At 70.9% G+C, this 19459-nt stretch carries 19 protein-coding genes; 4 read left to right on the plus strand and 15 right to left on the minus strand.

The features are described from left to right. Position 1: 1 nt before the first annotated feature. The 4 genes from ACFVW6_RS17275 to ACFVW6_RS17290 form a co-directional block, all read right to left on the minus strand. Entirely contained in the window at positions 2-505 is a 504-nt protein-coding gene (locus ACFVW6_RS17275; RefSeq protein WP_355272465.1) for a nuclear transport factor 2 family protein, read from the minus strand. 90 nt (positions 506-595) lie between these two features. After that, positions 596-1126: a VOC family protein gene (locus ACFVW6_RS17280; protein ID WP_378828566.1), complete on the minus strand. Its 531-nt coding sequence runs from the start codon at positions 1124-1126 to the stop codon at positions 596-598. Positions 1127-1230: 104 nt separating this feature from the next. After that, entirely contained in the window at positions 1231-1548 is a 318-nt protein-coding gene (locus ACFVW6_RS17285; protein WP_357346821.1) for a hypothetical protein, read from the minus strand. Positions 1549-1670: 122 nt separating this feature from the next. Continuing rightward, positions 1671-2549 (minus strand): helix-turn-helix domain-containing protein, encoded by an 879-nt coding sequence (locus ACFVW6_RS17290; RefSeq protein WP_378828568.1) that lies wholly within the window; start codon positions 2547-2549, stop codon positions 1671-1673. Positions 2550-2639: 90 nt separating this feature from the next. On the opposite strand from ACFVW6_RS17290, the gene ACFVW6_RS17295 reads away from it, so the two are divergent. The 3 genes from ACFVW6_RS17295 (at position 2640) to ACFVW6_RS17305 (ending at position 5488) form a co-directional block, all read left to right on the plus strand. Beyond that, entirely contained in the window at positions 2640-3431 is a 792-nt protein-coding gene (locus ACFVW6_RS17295; RefSeq protein WP_378828571.1) for an SDR family oxidoreductase, read from the plus strand. Positions 3432-3441: 10 nt separating this feature from the next. After that, positions 3442-4539: a diacylglycerol kinase gene (locus tag ACFVW6_RS17300; protein WP_378828573.1), complete on the plus strand. Its 1098-nt coding sequence runs from the start codon at positions 3442-3444 to the stop codon at positions 4537-4539. Positions 4540-4840: 301 nt separating this feature from the next. Then, positions 4841-5488 carry a cyclase family protein gene (locus ACFVW6_RS17305; protein ID WP_378828575.1) on the plus strand — a complete coding sequence of 216 codons (648 nt, stop codon included), beginning with the start codon at positions 4841-4843 and terminating at the stop codon, positions 5486-5488. 25 nt (positions 5489-5513) lie between these two features. Here the strand turns inward: ACFVW6_RS17305 and ACFVW6_RS17310 are convergent, their stop codons facing one another. Beyond that, positions 5514-6089 (minus strand): TetR/AcrR family transcriptional regulator, encoded by a 576-nt coding sequence (locus ACFVW6_RS17310; protein ID WP_378828577.1) that lies wholly within the window; start codon positions 6087-6089, stop codon positions 5514-5516. Positions 6090-6150: 61 nt separating this feature from the next. Here ACFVW6_RS17310 and ACFVW6_RS17315 point away from each other — a divergent pair, with 61 nt between their 5' ends. Then, positions 6151-7113: a TauD/TfdA dioxygenase family protein gene (locus ACFVW6_RS17315; protein WP_378828580.1), complete on the plus strand. Its 963-nt coding sequence runs from the start codon at positions 6151-6153 to the stop codon at positions 7111-7113. Here ACFVW6_RS17315 and ACFVW6_RS17320 read toward each other — a convergent pair. The 10 genes from ACFVW6_RS17320 to ACFVW6_RS17365 all read right to left on the minus strand — a co-directional run bounded on the left by ACFVW6_RS17320 (position 7088) and on the right by ACFVW6_RS17365 (position 19403). Further along, positions 7088-8170 (minus strand): aldo/keto reductase, encoded by a 1083-nt coding sequence (locus ACFVW6_RS17320; RefSeq protein WP_378828582.1) that lies wholly within the window; start codon positions 8168-8170, stop codon positions 7088-7090. The two genes, ACFVW6_RS17315 and ACFVW6_RS17320, sit on opposite strands and share 26 nt — an antisense overlap. Continuing rightward, positions 8167-9210: an aldo/keto reductase gene (locus ACFVW6_RS17325; RefSeq protein WP_378828584.1), complete on the minus strand. Its 1044-nt coding sequence runs from the start codon at positions 9208-9210 to the stop codon at positions 8167-8169. Before ACFVW6_RS17325 ends, ACFVW6_RS17320 begins: the two co-directional genes overlap by 4 nt. Positions 9211-9220: 10 nt before the next feature. Continuing rightward, the gene (locus ACFVW6_RS17330; protein ID WP_378828587.1) at positions 9221-10558 is read right to left on the minus strand and encodes an LLM class flavin-dependent oxidoreductase; all 1338 of its coding nucleotides are present in this window, start codon (positions 10556-10558) and stop codon (positions 9221-9223) included. Further along, positions 10558-11898, minus strand: a complete 1341-nt coding sequence (locus ACFVW6_RS17335; RefSeq protein ID WP_378828589.1) for an LLM class flavin-dependent oxidoreductase — start codon at positions 11896-11898, stop codon at positions 10558-10560. Before ACFVW6_RS17335 ends, ACFVW6_RS17330 begins: the two co-directional genes overlap by 1 nt. Beyond that, a complete protein-coding gene (locus tag ACFVW6_RS17340; protein ID WP_378828591.1) occupies positions 11895-13085 on the minus strand; it encodes an acyl-CoA dehydrogenase family protein in 1191 nt (396 codons plus the stop codon). The genes ACFVW6_RS17335 and ACFVW6_RS17340 overlap by 4 nt, the downstream gene beginning before the upstream one ends. A 201-nt stretch (positions 13086-13286) precedes the next feature. Then, complete coding sequence (locus tag ACFVW6_RS17345) at positions 13287-14219, minus strand: LysR family transcriptional regulator (RefSeq protein ID WP_378828593.1); 933 nt, start codon at positions 14217-14219, stop codon at positions 13287-13289. A 74-nt stretch (positions 14220-14293) separates the two neighbouring features. Continuing rightward, complete coding sequence (locus ACFVW6_RS17350) at positions 14294-15937, minus strand: dipeptide ABC transporter ATP-binding protein (RefSeq protein ID WP_378828595.1); 1644 nt, start codon at positions 15935-15937, stop codon at positions 14294-14296. Then, a complete protein-coding gene (locus tag ACFVW6_RS17355; RefSeq protein WP_378828597.1) occupies positions 15934-16794 on the minus strand; it encodes an ABC transporter permease in 861 nt (286 codons plus the stop codon). The genes ACFVW6_RS17350 and ACFVW6_RS17355 overlap by 4 nt, the downstream gene beginning before the upstream one ends. Beyond that, positions 16791-17744, minus strand: coding sequence for an ABC transporter permease (locus ACFVW6_RS17360; protein WP_378828600.1), 954 nt, complete (start codon positions 17742-17744; stop codon positions 16791-16793). The genes ACFVW6_RS17355 and ACFVW6_RS17360 overlap by 4 nt, the downstream gene beginning before the upstream one ends. 3 nt (positions 17745-17747) lie before the next feature. Beyond that, on the minus strand, positions 17748-19403 hold the full coding sequence (locus tag ACFVW6_RS17365) for an ABC transporter substrate-binding protein (RefSeq protein ID WP_378828602.1): 1656 nt from the start codon (positions 19401-19403) through the stop codon (positions 17748-17750). Between the last annotated feature and the right edge of the window lie 56 nt (positions 19404-19459).

Below are 19459 nucleotides of genomic sequence, written 5' to 3' on the forward strand. Positions count from 1 at the left end.
CTCAGCTCCGTTCGGATCCGGTGCCGACACCGCCGAGCAGCTCGCGCGCCTCCGGCCTGCCGTCCAGCAGCCGGGCCACCCGGCGCTCGACCTGCCAGCGCCCGTCGGCTTTGACCAGTTCCCAGCGGTTCGCGGTGATCCGGGCGACCCGGAAGTCCGCGGTCGTGCCCGGCACTTTCAGCACCAGCTGCGAATGGCCGATGGCCACCGCGCGGTCCCCGTCGACCTCGATGTGCGGCAGGCCGAGCAGGTGCGCCGAGCCGTTGGTGATGAAGCCCTGATGCGGTGCGCCGCCGACCATCGCGCGCAGTTCCGCGCGCCCGCGCAGCATCCCCGAATCGACGTCGTACTCACCGTCCTCGGACCACAGTGCGGCCGTGGCGTCGGCGGCTCCGCTGTCCACGGCGGGACCGTAGGCGGCGATCAGCTCGAGGATCTGCCATTTGTCCTCCATCACCTGCACGCGTCGCAGCAGTGCGCCGATGTCCCCGGTCGTCTGTGTCATGGGTCCCTCACGTCGTCGAATCGCTTCGACAGTAACCACGTTCGACCTGACGGTGTAAGAAATTCCTCCCACTCAGTGGGCCGAATCCGATCAGGACAGGGCCGCCCGCCGCGCCGCGACCCTGGCCCACACCTGTGGGTCGGTGCGCGGACCGCCCGGGGTGTCGGCGCCGTATCGGCGGATCTGGGCGTCGATATCCAGCGGCGCGGTCAGGGAGGTGCCGGGCGCCAGCGCGTCTTCCACGTGCGCGTCGGGCACCAGCCAGCACACCTCGAACTCGATGCCGTCGGGGTCACGCGCGTAGAGCGCCTTGGTCGACCCGTGGTCGCTCGCGCCGGTCAGCGCGTCCGCGGCGGCCAGGGCGGCGCGGACCGTGGCCAGCTCCGCCAACGTATCCACTTCCCACGCGACGTGATAGAGCCCGACCGAGCCCTGTCCCGCACCGCGCGTCCTGGCCTGGAAGAGCCCGAGATCGTGGTCGTTGGCCGAGCCGGGGTGACGCAGGAAGGCGCCACCGGGGAACCCTTCGGCGAGCCGCTCGAATCCGAGCACGTCCTCGTAGAACGCGATGCTGCGCGGCAGATCCGCGACGAACAAGACGATGTGGTTGATTCCCCGCATGCCCGGTGACCTCCTGGGTGGACTGTTCTCGACCCCTCACCGTCCCATGGAACCGCGCCGGGACGACATCGGGTGACCGCCGAGTGGGACTGTTCGCGCGGTCCTCACTTCGGGACCAGCACTCCGGACAGATCCGCGTCCCGGATCGGCGTGTCCGGATTCGCCTGCCCGCCGCACATCAGGTTGATCGCGGCGACCGCCAGGTCGACATCGTTCTGGTCCGCCGCCGCGTTCCCGCGGCCCTCTTCCTCGAGCAGCTTCGTCACCGTGGTGTGCTTTTTCGCGGAGTCCTGGGCGAGGTACTCACTGCACCGGGTGTCACCGCCCTTGTTGACCGCTTTCTCCAGCTCCGCGCATCCCGTCGCCCCGCCCAGCGCGGCCAGGATCAGCGCGGTCGTCACGATCGTCGTTCGCAGGTCCATGATCACTCTCGTTCCTGTCGCATCCGTGCGCCGCGAAGGCCCTACACAGGGGGCATAGCCACGATCGGCGACGGTAATCAGCCGCGCCGGGCCTCAGCGGGACGAATACACCCGCGCGGCCGTCATCCGCCTCGCGCGAGCGCCACCGACAGCGCCTCGGCGCCCGCGCGGATCGTGTCGACGTACCGTTCGCGCTCGGCCCGGCGCACCGTCGATCGCAGCGGGCCGATCTGGACCTCGTAGGGCGCACCGGCGCCGGTGAGCACCGGCGCCGACAGATAGCTGACGGGCAGCGGGCGCTCGTCGGCGAGGTCGGCGTCCCGGTAGGGGCGCGCGGTCAGGCGGGCCAGCTGCCGCAGCACCCGGGCGCGGAGTTCCGGCTGGACCACCTCGCCACCGACCGCGCCGAGCAGCTCGGCGAGCACCTCCACCAGACCCGCGTCCGCGGAGTCCGGCCCGAAGATCGCGCAGCCGTGGGTGGTGACGAACCGCAGCAGCGCGGGCGCGCCCCGCCGGGCCGGACCGGTCACCGCCGCCGACCACGCGCGGCGTTCGGCGTCCCCGCGCCACGGCATCACCGCCGCGCCCGCCGGGTAGGACAGCGGAATGGATTGTCCGACCGCCAGTCCCGGCACGATGCGCGCGCCCCGCGCGTACTCCTTGGCCACCACGGTGAGCCGTCCGTCGGCGATGCGGCTCAGTGTCACGCCGCACTGCGCGGCCACCGCCATCGCCCGCAGCTCGGCGCTCACCGTCGCGGCCGGGATCTCGGCGTCCGCGACGGACAGCGCGGCGAGCGCGGGGCCGGGGCCGAAGCGCCGGTCGCGGTCGCGGCGTACCCATCCCGCGTCGGTGAGTTCGGTGAGTACCGCGGTGACCGTGGCACGGGCGAGCGAGAGCGCCGACGCGATCTCCGAGGCGGTCAACGCCCGGTCGCCGCGCGTCAGCAGTTCCATCACCTCGATGACCCGGCGGGTCGGCGGCGACGCGGATTCCGGCATGACGCCCCTTGTCTGCGGATGTGACCCGCCCTACACTGCTTCGACTATTCGCCACATATTAGTCGAATATTCGACGCACGAGAGGTGCACATGATCCTCGACCAGTTCCGTCTGGACGACCGGGTAGCCGTTGTCACGGGAGCGGGACGCGGCCTCGGCGCCGCGATCGCCACCGGATTCGCCGAGGCCGGTGCCGACGTGGTGATCGCCGCGCGCACCGAGGCCGACCTGCGGCGGGTCGCCGATCAGGTCGAGGCGGCGGGTCGGCGCGCGCACGTCGTGGTCGCCGACCTGGCCGACCCGGACGCCGTCACCGCGCTGGCCGACGCCGCGACCGCGCGGTTCGGCCGCCTGGACATCGTCGTCAACAATGTGGGCGGGGCACTGCCGCGACCATTGCTCGACACCTCCCCCGACGATCTCACCGAGGCCTTCGCCTTCAATGTCGGAACGGCGCACGCCCTGGTGCGGGCCGCGGTGCCGACGATGCTCGAGACCGCGGGCGGCGGATCGATCGTCAACATCACCTCGACCATGGGCAGGCTGCCGGGCCGCGCGTTCGCCGCCTACGCCACCGCCAAAGCCGCCCTGGCGCACTACACCCGCAGTGCCGCCATGGATCTCAGCCCACGGATCCGGGTCAACGCGATCGCCCCCGGCTCGATCCTCACCTCGGCGCTCGACATCGTCGCGGGCAACGACCAGATGCGCACGGCGATGGAACAGGCGACACCGCTGGGGCGCCTCGGCGAGCCCACCGACATCGCCGCGGCCGCGCTGTTCCTCGCCTCGCCCGCGGGCGCCTTCCTCACCGGGAAGGTGCTCGAGGTCGACGGCGGGCTCATCGCGCCGAACCTGACCATCCCCCTGCCGGATCTGTGAGGACGACAGCATGGTTCACCGCGTAGTCCATTGGGGCACCGGCAATGTCGGGCGGCACGCCCTGGCGGGCGTGCTGGCCGACCCCCGCTTCGACCTGGTCGGCGTGCGCGTCTCCGGTCCCGACAAGGCCGGTCGCGACGCTGCCGAGCTCGCCGGATCACCCACGCCCACCGGCGTACTCGCCACCGCCGACACCGCCGACATCCTGGCGCTGCGGCCCGACTGTGTCGTCTACACCGCCATGACCGACAACCGGCTGATGGAGGCGCTGGCCGACCTGCGCGAGCTGCTCGCCGCCGGGATCAATGTGGTGGCCAGCGCGCCGGTCTTCCTCCAGTACCCGTGGCAGGTGCTGCCCGCGGATCTGCTCGACCCGGTGGAACAGGCGGCGGCGCAGGGCAATTCCAGTCTGTTCGTCAACGGCATCGACCCGGGTTTCGCCAACGACCTGCTGCCGCTGGCCCTGCTGGGCACCTGCCACTACGTCGAACAGGTGCGCTGCCTCGAGATCGTCGACTACTCGACCTACGACAATCCCGCGGTCATGTTCGACATCATGGGCTTCGGCAGGCCCATGCACCAGACGCCCCTGCTGTTGCAGCCCGGCGTGCTCTCGCTGGCCTGGGGCAGCGTGGTGCGCCAGCTCGCCGCCGGTCTGGACCTCGAACTCGACAGCGTCACCGAGCATTACGAGCGACTGCCCGCGCCGGAGACCTTCGAGATCTCGTCGGGCACCATCCCCGCCGGTACCGCGGCGGCCCTGCGATTCGAGGTCCGCGGCATGGTCGGGGACCGGCCCGTCACCGTGCTCGAGCACGTCACCCGGCTGCGGGCCGACCTCGCACCCGAATGGCCGCAGCCCGCCCGTACCGGCGGGTCCTACCGCGTCGAGATCACCGGCGAGCCGCACTACACCCTGGATCTGGCCATGTTCAGCGACCACGGCGACCACAACCACGCCAGTCTCGTCGGCACGGCGATGCGGGTGGTCAACGCGATCCCCGCCGTCATCGCCGCGCCGCCGGGCATCCGCACCACGCTGGACCTTCCCCTCGTCACCGGTGCGGGCCTGGCCGATCCGGGCCGAAAGCCCGGACAGCGCAGGTGAAGACGGCCGACCCGAGGGTCGGCCGTTCACCCGTCCGCGTTCGGTCCGGCGACACCGGCCTCCCGTCCCCACGCCGGCGGGTCCACCACGGTCGGTCGGATGTCGGCGGGCGGCCAGGTCGTCCAGGCGGCCGCGGCCGCGTGTTCAGCGATGGATCTTCCCCAGTTCCACATCGTTTCGCTCCTCCCCAGAGCTCCTCGGTGGTCTCACCAGGCTATCCGGCGATGATGTGGAGGGCTAACGATTATTCGCCGCGCGCGCCGCATCCGCGCGGCGCCGGACCGGTTCGTAAGCTGCGGATGTGCGCCTGATCGACCTGACCCAGCCGATCCACACCGGCATGCCGGTGTTCCCCGGCGACCCGGAAGTCCTGCTGGAACCGGCCCTCCGTGTCGCCGACGACGGAGTGAACGTGCTGCGCGTGCACCTCGGATCGCAATCCGGGACCCACGTCGACGCACCGGCTCACCTCGACGACAGCCTGCCCACCCTGGACGAGCTGCCGCTGGAACGATTCACCGGGCCAGCGCACCTCGTAGATGCGCGTTCCGTGCCCGCGCGCGGCGCGATCGGGGTCGAGCTGTTCGCCATCGATCCAGTCCCGGGTGCGGTGATGCTGATAGTCACCGGCTGGTCGTCCCGCTGGGGCACCGCCGACTATCTCGGCCACCCCTACCTGCACCCGGATGCCGCACAGTGGTTGGTGGACAAGGGAATCCGGACCGTCGGGATCGACGCGCCCAGCATCGACCCGTCCGAGGCCGACGATCTCACCCTTCCCGCGCACCGGATCCTGTGCGGCGCGCACGCCGTCATCGCCGAGAACCTCACCGGACTGGACCGACTACTGACCGTGGGCGGCTCGATCGAGATCTCGCTGTTCCCACTGCGGCTCAGCGGGGCCGACGGTGCCCCGGTCCGGGCGGTGGCCCGAGTGAGCGACCGGTAGCGGTCCGGCCACAGGTCGTTCGCGGTCAAGCGTCGCCGTCGAGGATCCGGGTGGCCCGCGCGGTGGCGTCGCGGCGCAACTCGGCGTCCGGCACGTCCTGCAGGCCGGTCGCGGCGCGCAGGAACGGCCCGAACAGTTCCCAGCCGACCAGCAGGGCGGCCGCGTTGGCGGCGGCGAGGGCGGCGGCCCGGTCGTCGGCGCCCGCGGCTGCGGCCCGGTCGACGAGGGCCGCCATGATCGGGAAGCGCTGCTGGAGGCGTCCGACCGGATAGCCGTCCAGGAGGCAGCGCGCCAGCACGGTCAGGTGCAGGCGGGTGGCCGGATCGACCGGAACCGTTCCACTGAGGTCGGCGGCGGGTCCGTGCAGGTCACCCAGGTGGTCGAGCACGGCGGCGACGAGATTCTCCTTGGCACCGAAGTGCCGGAACACCAGCCCGTGGTTGACCCCGGCGCGTTCGGCGATATCGCGCACCGAGGTGGCGGCGGGGCCGCGCTCGGCGAACAGTTCGGCCGCGTGCTCGATGACGGCCGCGCGCACGGCCTCTCGGCCGGTGGGAGTTGGAATCTCCGCGATCCGATCCGTCCTCGGCCCTGTAGTCATGCGACTACGGTAGCCGTATCCGCACTGTAGTCGGTCGACTACACGAGCAAGGGAGATCCGGATGTCCGAAGTCACCGCCGTCGCGGCGCCGCAGAACCACGACGAGCCGGCCGTGCGGCCGTTCCCCCTGCCGGGGTATTCGATCACCGTCGGGCCCTTCTCCCACCTGCGGGCCGAACGCGAGCGGCTCTCGGCCCTGCGGTGGCGGCACTTCGACGCCGAGCAGGTCGGCGCGACCCTCGGCGCGGAGATCAGCGGTATCGATCTCACCGTCGCCCAGCCTGCCGAGGTCGTCGACGAACTGCGCCGGGCGCTGCACGACTACAAGGTGCTGTTCCTCCGCGACCAGCCGCTGACTCCCGCCCAGCACGTCGCGTTCGCGCGGAGCTTCGGCGAGCTGGAGATCCATCCCGCGCTGGCGGCCAGCGCCGACCAGCCCGAGCTGGTCCGCTTCGAGAAGGACTCCCAGATGGTCGGCGTCGAGAACGCCTGGCACCACGACGTCACCTGGCGCGAACGCCCCTCGCTCGGCGCGGTCCTGCACGCGGTCGAGGTACCACCGATCGGCGGCGACACCCTGTTCGCCGACATGTACGCCGCCTACGAGTCGCTCGACGCCGACACCCGCGCCGAGATCGACGGCCTCGACGCGATCCACGACTTCACCCGCGCCTTCGGCTTCCGCGCCACCCCCGAGCAGCAGGCCGAGATGCGCGAGCGGAATCCGTCGGTGCGGCACCCGGTGGTCGCCACCCACGCCGCGACCGGCCGCAAGCACCTGTACGTGAACCGCATCTTCACCGATCGCATCGTCGGCTACGACGAAGACCGCGGCCGCGCCCTGATCGACCGCCTCGCCCGCCAGGCCGACTACCCCGAGCACCAGGTCCGGTTGACGTGGCGTCCCGACACGGTCGCGTTCTGGGACAACCGCGCCGTGCAGCACTACGCCGCCAGCGACTACTGGCCCCAGCGCCGCGTCGTCGAGCGTGCCTCCATCACCGGTCCACGGCCGACCCGCTGAGCACGGCGGCCGGGCCCTCTGCGGGCCGCCTGCGACGCAGCGCCGGGTCGGCCAGCGCGTCGGGGATCTTGCCGGTGTCGCGCTCGGCGAAAACCGTTCCCGGCGGGACGATCTCGTCGATGCGGTCCAGGATGTCGTGGGTGAGGGTGATGTCGGCCGCGCCGAGGTAGGCGTCCAAATGGGCGCCGGTGCGGGGGCCGATGATCGTCGCGGTCACGTCGGGATGGGCCAGGACGAACCCGAGCGCGAGCTGGATGAGGGTCAGCCCGGATTCCTCGGCGAGAACGGCCAGGGCGTCGGCCGCGGCGAGCTTGTCGGCGTTGGCGGGCGCCTCGATGTCGAATCGGCCCGGGATCAGCTCGGCCCGGTGCGACGACGGCTGGCTCGCGCCGAGGCGGTAGCCGCCCGACAGCCACCCGGCCGCGAGCGGTCCGTAGGTGAGCACGCCCAGCCCGTAGGCACGGGCGATCGGCAAGGTCTCGCGTTCGACGCCGCGGATCAGCGGCGAGTACGGAACCTGTTCGGTGGCCGGACGATTCGCCTTCGTCCGATCGGCGATCCACTGCGCCTCGATCAATTCGCCGGGCGAGAACACCGAGGTGCCGTAGTAGCGGATCTTGCCCGCCCGGACCAGATCGTCGAGCGCGGCGACGGTCTCCTCGAGCGCGGTCACCGATTCGGGGCGGTGCACCTGGTAGAGGTCGAGGTGGTCGGTGCCGAGGCGGCGCAGCGAGTCCTCCACGGCCCGGACGATCCAGCGCCGGGAGTTGCCGCGGTGGGTCGGGTCGTCGTCGACGGCATTGTGGAACTTGCCGGCCAGGACCACCTCGTCGCGGCGCTCGCGCAAGGCCTTGCCGACGATGATCTCGGACTCCCCCCGCGAGTAGGTGTCGGCGGTGTCGACGACGGTGATCCCGGCGTCGAGCGCGCGGTGGATCAGCGCCACGGAGTCCTCGTGGGTGGTGCCGCCCCGGCGGCCGAAGTTCATGGTGCCCAGGACGAACGGGCTCACCCGGACGCCGGTGCGGCCGAGCACGCGCAGGTCGGACAGGCTCATCGGGTGGCTCCGATCGTGGGGCGCCGGCGGGTGGCCGCGTCGGTGAGCGACGGCGGCAGGTAGCCCTCGTCGGCGGGGCTGAGAGTGGTTCCCGGCGAGACGATCTCGTCGATCCGGTCGAGCACGTCGGTGCTCAGGCGCACGTCGACGGCGCCGAGCTGGGTCTCGAGCTGCGCGAGGGTCCGCGGGCCGATGATGACGGTGCTCACCGCCGGGTGCTGCAGCACGAACGCCAGCGACAGGTGCACGAGCGAGAGCCCCGCGTCGTCGGCCAGCTCGGCCAGTTCCTCGGCGGCGGCCCGCTTGCGCTTGTTGGCGGCCAGTTCGGGATCGTGCCGGTGGGGTTGGCGCTCCAACCGGCTCGACACCGGAGCCTGCTCGCCTGCACGGTAGCGACCGGAGAGCCAGCCGCCGGCCAGCGGGCTCCAGGTGAGGACGCCCAGGCCATAGCGCTCGGCGATGGGCAGGGTGGCCCGCTCGGCGCCGCGGGCGAGGATCGAGTACGGCGGCTGCTCGGTGACCGGGCGCTGCAGGTTGCGATCCTGCGCCACCCACTGGGCCTGCACCAGCTGGTGCGGTTCGAACGTGGTGGTGCCGTAGTAGCGGATCTTGCCGGCGCGCACCAGATCGTCGAGGGCGCGCAGCGTCTCCTCGATCGGCACGTCCGGGTCGGGGCGGTGCACCTGGTAGAGGTCGAGGTGGTCGGTACCGAGGCGGCGCAGCGAGTCCTCCACGGCCCGGATGATCCAGCGGCGGGAGTTGCCGCGATGGTTGGGGTCGGTGCCGATCTGTCCGTGGAACTTGCTCGCGAGCACCACGTCGTCGCGGCGTCCGCGCAGGGCCTTGCCGACGATCTCCTCGTTCTCGCCCTGGGAGTAGACGTCGGCGGTGTCGACGACGGTGATGCCCGCGTCGAGCGCGCGATGGATAATCGTCGCCGCGTCGTCGTGGTCAGGATTGGCCCAGGCGCCGAAGTTCATGGCGCCCAGGGTGAGTGGGCTCACCAGCACGCCGGTGCGGCCTAGATAGCGGGTTGTCACGGTGTGGTGGTCACTTTCCGGTAGCGGAGACAGTGGCGAAGGAGTTGGCGGGAACGGGGAGCCCGAGGTGGCCGCGCAGGGTGCTGTGCTCGTAGCCGTGGCGGAACAGGCCGCGTCGGCGCAATTCGGGCACGACTTGGTCGACGAAATCGGTGAGGTAGTCGGGCAGGACCGCCGGAATGATGGTGAACCCGTCGACGCCGCCGTTGCGGAACCACAACTCGATGTGGTCGGCGACCGTGCCCGGGGTCCCGATCACCACCCGGTGCCCGCCGAGGAACTCGGTGAGCAGCTGTCGCACGGTGTGGCCGGTCTCGAGCGCGTAGCCGGTGATCGTGGCGAAGAAGCCCTGGGGGCCGATGCGCCCCTCGGGCAGGACCGTGAGCCGGTGCGGCAGTGGCGCGTCGAGGTCGAGGTCGGTGTCCGGATAGCCGAGCCAGCGGGCGAGCTGACGCACCGGCGCGCTGTCGGGGTGCAGGCGGCCCTGCAACTCGTCGAAGCGCGCGCGGGCCTCGGCCTCGGTCGCACCCAGCACCGGGACCAGACCGGGCAGGATCCGGATCGCCGCGCCGTCGCGGCCGGAAGCGGCGGCGGCCGACCGGATCTCGTCGGAGAACGTCCGCGATGCCGACAGGCTCAGTTGTGTCGTGTAGATGGCCTCGGCGTGATTCGCCGCGAATGCCCGACCCTGCGGCGACGCACCGGCCTGGACCAGCACGGGCCGACCCTGGGGTGAGCGCAGCACGTTCAGCGGGCCTGCGACCGAGTAGAACTCGCCACGATGATCCACCGCGTGTACCCGGTCCGGATCGGCGAACACACCGGCATCCTGGTCTCCGATCAGCGCGTCGGATTCCCAGCTGTCCCACAGCTTCTCGGTGAGGCCGACGTATTCGCCTGCACGCCGGTAACGTTCGGCGCGCTCGGGCAGCTCGCGGATGCCGAAGTTGCGCGCCGCGTTCGGCTCGAAGGTGGTGACCACGTTCCAGCCGGCCCGGCCGCCGCTGACATGGTCGAGCGACAGGATGCGCCGGGCCAGGTTGTAGGGCAGGTTGAGCGAGGTGGTGGCGGTGGGGATCAACCCGATCCGCTCCGTCGACACGGCCAGCGCCGAGGTGAGCAGGATCGGATCGAGAGTGGCGGCGGGCGCGCGGGCGATGCCCGGCTGCTGTACCGGGATGTCGGGGAACAGCAGCCCGTCCAGCGCCCCGCGTTCGGCTTCGGCGGCCACCCGCTGATAGTGCGGCAGCTGGATGAACGCGTCCGCGGGCAGGCCCGGCTCCAGCCAGGCGGCCGGGTGGTAGCCCGCGCTGCCGACGTTGACGAGGAAACGCAGTCCGCGTGCCATCAGGCAGCTCCTTCCGCGATGGTGCCCCGGTAGGCCGGGACGGGCAGGCCGAGGTGACCGCGCAGGGTCGTCGCCTCGTAGTCGGTGCGGAACACCCCGCGCTCGCGCAGGATCGGCACGACGCCGTCGACGAAGTCGTCGAAACCGCCGGGCAGGACGTCGGGCATCAGGTTGAAGCCGTCGGCGATCCCCTTGTCGACCCAGTCGACGATCGCGTCGGCGATCTGTTCCGGTGTGCCGGTGACGATCCGGTGCCCGGCGCCGCCGCCGAGCCGCCGCAGGAGCTGGCGCACGGTGAGGTTCTCGCGCCGGGCCAGCCCGAGGGCGATCCTGTAGAAGGTCTGCGAGCCGCCCGCCTCGTCGGGATCGGCGAGCAGGTGCCACGGCAGCGGATCGTCGAGGGCGAGATCGTCACGACGCACGCCGAGCTGGGTCGCCAGCCGGTCCAGCGCGTATTCCGGCGGCACCAGTTCGGCCAGCAGTTCCCGGCGGCGCGCCGCCTCGGCCTCGGTGGACCCGATCACGGTCGACAGCCCCGGCAGCACCAGGACGTCCTCGGCCCGGCGGCCGTAGCCGACGGCACGCGCTTTGACGTCACGGTAGTACTCCCCCGCCTCGTCCTCGGTCTGGGCGGCGGTGAAGATCACCTCGCCGACCCGGGCGGCGAGGGCCCGCCCGTCCTTCGACGCGCCCGCCTGCACCACCACCGGTTCGCCCTGTGGCGAGCGCGGCACGTTCAGCGGTCCGGCCACGTCGAAATGCGCGCCACGGTGGTCGGCGGCGTGGATGCGGGCCGGGTCGGCGAAGCGATGGGTGGCCTTGTCCCCGATCAACGCGCCGGGTTCCCAGCTGTTCCACAGTGCGCGCACCACTTCGACGAATTCGGCGGCGCGCTCGTAGCGGGCGGCATGGGCCGGTTCGGCGTCGAAGCCGAAGTTGCGGGCCGCGTCGGCGCCCGCGGTGGTGACCACGTTCCAGCCGGTCCGGCCCCCGCTGAGCAGGTCGAGCGAGGCGAATCGGCGGGCGACGTCGTAGGGGTCGTTGTAGCTCGACGACAACGTGGCGATCAGGCCGATCCGCTCGGTCGCCGCGGCGACGGCGGCCAGGATCACGGTCGGTTCGAGACTGTTGAACGGCCGGTAGCGGATGTCCTCCCGGATCGCGGGGCCGTCGGCGAGGAAGATCGCGTCGAAGGCGGCCTCCTCGGCGCGCCGTGCGATCCGCACATAGTGGTCGAGGGTGAAGCTCCCGGCCGGGTCCGTGCCGGGGAAGCGCCACGATCCGCCGAACACGCCCGCGTTGAGGATGTTGACGTTGAGGTGCACCTGTCGTCGGGTCACTGCTGTTCCTCCTCGATGCGGCCCGCCGCGAGCGCGGCACGGCCGAGGTCGGCGAGCACGAAATCGCTCTGCGGGAAGTGGATGCGGCCCACCATGGCGTCGCGGTGATGCCGCTCGAGCGGATGCCGCCGGTCCAGGCCCGGATTGCCGGTGAGGTCGAGCGCGGACTCGGTGACCCGGATCGCCGTGGTGGTGGCCACGTGTTTGGCCAGGGCGGGCAGGCGGCTGTGTTCGTCGTCGGCCAGGCTCGCCACCCCCTGGCGGACGAGGGCACGGCTTGTCTGGATCCACGCCTCGATCTCGCCGACCCGGTCGTGGAACCGGGGCACGGTGGCCAGCGAATCCCCCAGGGCGGTCGGCACTCTGGTGTGCAGATACCGCGCCAGCCAGTCTCTGGCCGCGATCGCGACACCGGTGTAGTTGGCGGCCAGCAGCAGCGGCAGCGCCTGCCGTCCCGCGCGCCGGACCTTGGTCGTGCCGTCGTTGGGGTCACGCAGGTCCACCAGTCGTTCGTGCGGCACCACGGTGCCGTCGAATACCACCGACTGGGTGTCGGAGGCGCGCAGGCCCAGGTGGTTCCAGGTCTGCTCGACGTGCCAGCCGGTGGCGGCGCGATCGAGCAGGAAGGTCGCCAGGCGCGGGCTCGGTTCGGCGGTGCTGGTGGTGACGGTGAACCAGCTCAGCCCGGAAATTCCCGTGGCGTAGGCTTTTTCGCCGTCGATGCGCCAGTCGCCGGACGGCAGCCGGGTCGCGGTGGTGGCCGGGAGCCCGCCGCGGGAGAGGCTGCCGAGTTCGCGTTCCACCGCCAGCCCGTTGATCAGCGCGCCGTCGGTGGCCGCCGACCGCAGCACGCGTTCGGCCAGGGCGGCGGGCCAGGGACTGTCCGCACGCAGCAGGCTCAGGTGGTTGGTGTAGTTCCACTGCAGGATCAGCCCGACCGACGGATCGGCGGCACCCACGCGTTCGATGACCTCGACCGCCTCGGCCAGGCCCGCGCCCAGCCCACCGAATTCGACCGGCACCGTCAGCGCGGGCGCGTCGATGGCCCGCAATTCCTCGAAGGCCGCGAACGGGAATTCGCCCGCGCGATCGTGCTCCTCGGCGCGGCGGGCGATCGCGGCCAGCGCGGCGGCGAACGCGTCCTCGTCCAGACCGTGCGCGGTCGGTGCCGGTGCCACGGAAGTCATGGGGGTGTCACTCTCCTGGTCGCGCCCGACCACCTGGCGGTGATCGAACGCAGCTCTGTGCGGCCCACCGGAATTCGCCGGAAATGGCGGCCGGGGCACGCTGAACGAATAGTCGCGATTCAGTATCGGAACAGGCCGCGTCGCCGAACAAGACAGGCGGCCTACGAGATTCGTTCAGTTTTTCTCGAATATCGGCCGATATCACGACGCCAATTGTTCGGGAATATCGATGCTGCGCAACGCGCGGATGGCCGCCCCGATGGCGGGCCGTTCCAGCGAGGCCTGCCGGTAGGTCACGCCGACCTGACGCGACCCGTCGGTAATGGTGCAGGCGATCAGCGACCGGTACTCCGGCGGCACCGACATCTCCGGTACCACCGCGACCCCGAGCCCGTGCGCGACGATCTCGGCCATGCCGGCGAAGCTGCCGCTGCGGTGCTCGATCCGCGGGGCGAATCCCGCCTCACGGCAGGCGTACATCACCGACACGATCGAGGGCGCGCCGTCGCGGGCGGTGATCCAGTCGGCATCGCGCACGGCGGCCAGCCCCGACTGGCGCGCCCGTTCCCGCAGGCCGGGCGGGGCGAGCAGCACCAGCGGGTCGCCGAAGAGGAACTCCGAGGACAGTCCGAGCGGCAGGTCACGGGACCGGAAGGAGTACGAGTAGGTGATCGCGATGTCGACCTCCTGCTGCCGCACCGCGGGCACCGAGTCCACCGGCATCATGTCCACCACCCGCACCCGCAGACCCGGGTGCTCGTTCATCAGCTTCGCGGCCGCGGGCAACGCGAGCCGGGTCTGCGCGGTGCGGAAGGTGGCCAGGGTGAGTACCCCGGTGATCGCCTCCGCCGTCGCGGCCACCGCGCTCTCGGCCTCCTCCAGGGCGGCGATGATGCGCGAGGTGTAATCGACGAGCACCCGGCCCGCGTGGGTCAGGCGCAGCACCCGGCCCTCGCGCCGGGTGAGCACGGTGCCCACTTCCTCTTCCAGAATGCGCAATTGCTGCGACACCGCGGAGGTGGTGATTCCGTGCAGTTCCGAGACCGCGGTCATGGTGGTTCGTTCCGCGAGATCACGCAACAGGACAAGGCGTCGGATGTCGTACATGCATTCCTCGCTTCGACCGGTTGTCATCCGGATATCCCAATGATCCGTATCGGTGACATTCCAGGAAATCCTTACGATCAGAGCGATTCTGTGCAGCGGCGCTACGCCGTTCGGGCAACGGCCGCCTCCCGCGGTTCCGGCGTGCCGGCGGGGACGGCGTCGAGCAGCCGCCGGGTGTAGTCCCGCGAGGGCGCGTCGAAAACCTGTGTCACCGGACCGGATTCGACGACGGCACCGGCCCGCAGGACGGTGACCTCGTCGGCGATCAGCCGCACGACGCCGAGATCGTGGGTGATGAACAGATAGGTCAGCCCCTGTTCGTGCTGCAGGTCGGCCAGCAGCCGCAGGATCTGCGCCTGCACCGACACGTCGAGAGCCGAGACGGCCTCGTCGAGGACCAGCAGGCGCGGTCCGGCCGCGAGCGCGCGGGCGATGGCCACGCGCTGACGCTGACCGCCGGAGAGTTCGGCCGGTCGGCGCCGCAGCTGCTCCCGCGAGAGCGCGACCTCGTCGAGCAGGGCGCGCACCCGCGCCTGCCGCTGGGGACCTCGCGGGAGCAGGCGCAGCGCGGCCAGGGGTTCGCCGACGATCTCGGCCACCGTGAACTTCGGGTCCAGCGAGGAGTACGGATTCTGGTGGACGAATTGGATCTCGCGGCGGATCGGGCGCAACCGCGCGCGGGAAAGGCCGTCGATGCGGTCACCGTCGAACCACACCTCCCCCGCGTCGGGCGCGGCGAACCCGGCCGCGATCCTGGCCACGGTCGACTTGCCCGCGCCGGATTCGCCGACCAGGGCGTGGGTGGTCCCCGCCCGCACGGTGAGCGAGACATCGTCGACCGCGCGCACCACACCGCGCGGGAAGGTCTTGCGCAGACCGCGCAGCCGCAGCAGCGCGGTGGGTGCGACCGTCGCCGCGCTGCCGGTGCCGGTGAGTCTGCGGCTGTCCCGGCTCGGCGCGGCCGCGACGAGCTCACGCGTGTACTCCTGCCGCGGGTCGTTGAGCACGCTCCGCGCCCTGCCCTCCTCGACGACGCGGCCGTGCTGCATCACGATCAGCCGATCGGACCGCTCGGCGGCGACACCGAGGTCGTGGGTGACCAGCAGGACACCGAGACCGAGGGTGTCGCGCAGGTGGGCCAAGTGGTCGAGGATCACCTTCTGCACGGTGACGTCCAGTGCCGAGGTCGGTTCGTCGGCCACCAGCAGCGCGGGATCGTTGGCCAGCGCGATGGCGATGAGCACGCGCTGCTTCATCCCGCCCGACAGCTCGTGCGGGTACTGCCGGTATACGCGGTCCGGGTCGCGCAGCCCGGCCGCGGCGAGCTTGGCCACAGCCAGTTCCCGGCCGGTACCCGAGTCGACCCGCCGGTGCAGCCGCAGCGCCTCCAGTACCTGGACGCCGACACGCTTGACCGGGTTCAGCGACGTGCCGGGGTCCTGCGGCACGAACCCGACGAACGGGCCGCGCAGCCGGGCGAGCCGGCGATCGGTCCAGCCCGCGATGTCGTGGCCGTCCAGAGCCAGCGCGCTCGCGGTGACCCGTGCCGTGGCGGGCAGCAGGTGCAGCGCCGCGTGGATGGTGGTGCTCTTACCCGAACCGGATTCGCCGACGATCGAGACGAATTCGCCCCGGCGCACGGTCAGCGAGACGCCCTCGACGGCGGCGTGCCCGCCGTCGGTGCCTCGGGTGCGGTAGCGCACGGACAGGTTCTCGATCCGCAGCAGCGGGTGTTGCTCACTCATCGGGTGCCTCCCAGCGATCGGCCGATTCGGTTGGTGGACAGCACGACCACGGCGATCAGCAGGCCGGGCAGCAGTGCGATCCAGGGATAGGTGGCCAGGTAGTCCCTGCCCTCGGCCACCGCCAGCCCCCACTCCGGCTCCGGCGGCGGCGCGCCGTAGCCGAGGAAGCCGAGGGCGGCGACAGCAAGGACCGCCGTGCCGCATTCGAGCGCGGCCAGCGAGAGCACCGCCGCGAGCGAATTCGGAAGGACATGCCGGAGCACGACGCGGCCGAAGCCGCCACCGGAGCCGTACGCGGCCTCGACGTAGTCGGTGCCCGCGACCTGGAGCACCTCCGACCGCATCACCCGGGCGAAGGCCGCCACGGCCGAGATGCCCACCGCCACCGCGATGTTCACGGTGCCGTAGCCCAGCGCGGTGACCACGGTCATCGCCAGCAGCAGGCCGGGCACGGCCAGCAGCACGTCGACGAAGCGCATGATCACCGCGTCGGCGCGCCCACCGAGGAAGCCACTGAGCAGTCCGATCGCCGATCCGAGGACGAAGCCGATGGCCACCGCGAGCAGGGTCGCGGTGAGTGTCGTCGAGGTGCCGTAGATGGCGCGGGCCAGCAGGTCCCGACCGAGCCGGTCGGTGCCGAACGGATGCTCGAGGCTCGGCGGGTGGAAACTGGCCGCCGAATCTCCCTCCAGCGGTGAGTACTTCGTGAACCACGACGGCACCAGCGCCCACGCCAGCACGGTCGCGATCACGAGCCAGGCCAGGGTGAGTCCCGGTGCGGCCGTCAGCGCGCGGATCAGCGTCCGGCCCCGGCGGGGTGCCGCGAGAACGAGACGTTCGGGGTCGAGGACGGTCATGCCGGAGTCCCTGCCTGTACACGGGACCGCAGGCGCGGGTCCACCAGCGGATAGACGAGATCGACGACGAAGTTCACCGAGACGAAGACCAGCGCGGCGAACACCACCACCGCCTGCACCAACGGCACGTCCTGGGTCCGCACCGCGGTCTCGGTGAGCCTGCCCAATCCCGCACGGGAGAACACGGTTTCGACGATCACCGCGCCCGCGAGGAGGTTGCCGAAGGTCACCCCCGCGATGGTGAGGGCGGGCAGTGCGGCGTTCTTCACCACCTCGCGCACCAGCACCCACAGGCGAGTGGCGCCCTTGGCCACCGACACGGTGACATACCCGGCGCGCAGTTCCGCGTCGAAGTTCTCGATCAGCAGCTGCGCGATCGGCGCCGAGACCGGGATCGCCAGCGTCACCGCGGGCAGCACCAGCGCGGTGACGCCCGCGTTGCCGATCGGCGGGAACCAGCCGAGCTGGAACGAGAACACCTGCAGCAGTGCGAGTCCGACGAGGAACACCGGCACCGATACCCCCGCCGCGGGCAGGGTCGCGACCAGGTCGGCCAGCCACCGGGAGCGGGTGTAGCCCGCCGTGGCGGCCACGGCGAAGGCCAGCACCACCGCCAGCGCCAGCGCCGTGCCCGCCAGCAGCGCGGTCTGCGGCAGCACCGACACGATCAGCGGCCAGACCTGCTCACCCGTCCTGGTGGACACCCCGAAGTCCCCGCGCACCGCGTCGAGCAGCCGGTCGGCGTACTGACCGAGCAGGTGCTGGTCGAGGCCGTAATACACCCGGGAGTTCTGCTTGTCCTGCTCGGTGACCAGGTCGCCCTGCGAGGGGTCGAACAGCATGTCGACCGCGTCGTAGGGCAGCACGTAGAGCAGCACGAAGGTGAGCGTGTAGGCGCCCCACACCACGAACGCCGCCTGCCCGAGTTTGGCGAGCACATAGCGTGACATCGGCTACCTCGGCTCGAGCCAGGTGTCGTAGAAGACGTTGCGGGACTGCGCCTCGTACCCCACGTTGTGCACCCGCGGACCGGCGGCGGTCACCTGGGCCGGGTTGTAGACCGGGACGGTGAGCACCTGCTCGTCGAGCAGGAACCGCTGGGCCGCCTCGGCCGCCGCCGCGCGATTGCCGGGGTCGAGCGTCTTGCTCACCGCGGAGAGCTTGTCGATCGCCTGCTGGTAGAGCGGGTTCTCCGGCGACAGCTTGGGCGTATTGGTGTACTGCGGCGAGTACACCTGTTCGAGCACCGCGACGTCGGCGCGACTCTGGTTGGCCACCTGGATGTTCCAGCGCTTCTGCTGGGTGGCGGCCGCGGTGTAGTCCGGGATCGGCAGGACGTTGAGTTTCAGGTCGATACCGATCTTGCGCAGATCCTGCTGGATCAGCTCGTAGGCGGGCTTGTTGTTGACCAGGTTGTTGATACCGAGCAGCGCGAGCTCCAGCCTGCGGCCGTCCTTGTCGACGCGGATGCCGTCGGCGCCCTTCTTCCAGCCGGCCGCATCCAGGATCTGCTCGGCCCTCGCCTGGTCCTGCTTCAGATCCTTGGAGAAGTCGACGTATCCGGGCACCCGAGCCGAGATCACCGAGCTCGACACCTGGTAGCTGGGCGTGAGCACGGTCTTGGCGAGCGCGTCGCGATTCCAGCCCAGCTTCACGGCCTCGCGCACGGCGCGGTCGTCGGTCGGGAACAGATCGGTCTTGAAGTCGAAGGCGATGTCGCGACCGGGGATGAGCTGCGGAATGATCCGGTAGCCCTCCGCGGTCAGCGGCGCCTCGTCGGTGTTGTTCACGTCCAGGATCGCGTCCACCTGACCGGCGCGCAGCGCACCGGTGCGCACCGCGGCCTCGGGGATCACCGAGATCTCCACCGCGTCCAGGTACGCCTCGCCGTTGTGTTTGCGGCTCGCGGGCGCCCACTGGTAGCCGGGGCGCTTCTTCAGCACGGTCTTCTGCTGGTAGACGTGTTCGGCGACGACGAACGGTCCGGTGGTGACCAGGTTCTGGGCCAGACCACGCTGTTCCTTGGGCAGTTGCAGCGTCGAATGCCCGACGATGCCGGAGAAGTAGAGCGAGAGTGCCTGCAGGAAGCCGGCGTTCGGCCGGTCGAAGGTCACGCGCACGGTGTTCGGATCGACGACCGTGGTGCCGGTGTAGCCGACCCAGTACGCGGTGACCGGCACGATACCCAGCGCCTTGTCGCCACGGCCGAGCAGATCGAAGTTCTCCTTCACCGAATCCGCGGTGAATTTCGAGCCGTCGCTGAAAGTGACGTCGTCGCGTAGATGGAAAGTGAGTGCGGTCAGCTCCGGATCGATCTCCCAGGAGGTCGCCAGCCACGGTTCGATGGCACCGGTCGCCGGGTTCTGGTAGGTCAATTTGTCGGCGATATTGCTGGTGATCAGTGACTCCGGGTACGAACTGCCGGAGTGCGGATCGAGATTGGCCGGTGCGTCGAGCACCGCGAAACGCAGGGTGCCGCCCGCGACCGGCGGGCCCGCGTCGTCACTGCCCGCGACCCGGGGACCGGAGGCGGCGCACCCGGTGAGCACCGAGGCGACGAGCGCGGTGGCGACGAGCAGCGTCGCCGTCGAGAATCTTTTCGATGACATTCTGAAGTACTCCTGGGGGGCGAGGATTCACGAAGTCTGCACAACGGCAACTCCGT

Source organism: Nocardia sp. NPDC058244, from assembly GCF_042882065.1.
In the GTDB taxonomy this organism is placed as follows: Bacteria; Actinomycetota; Actinomycetes; order Mycobacteriales; family Mycobacteriaceae; genus Nocardia.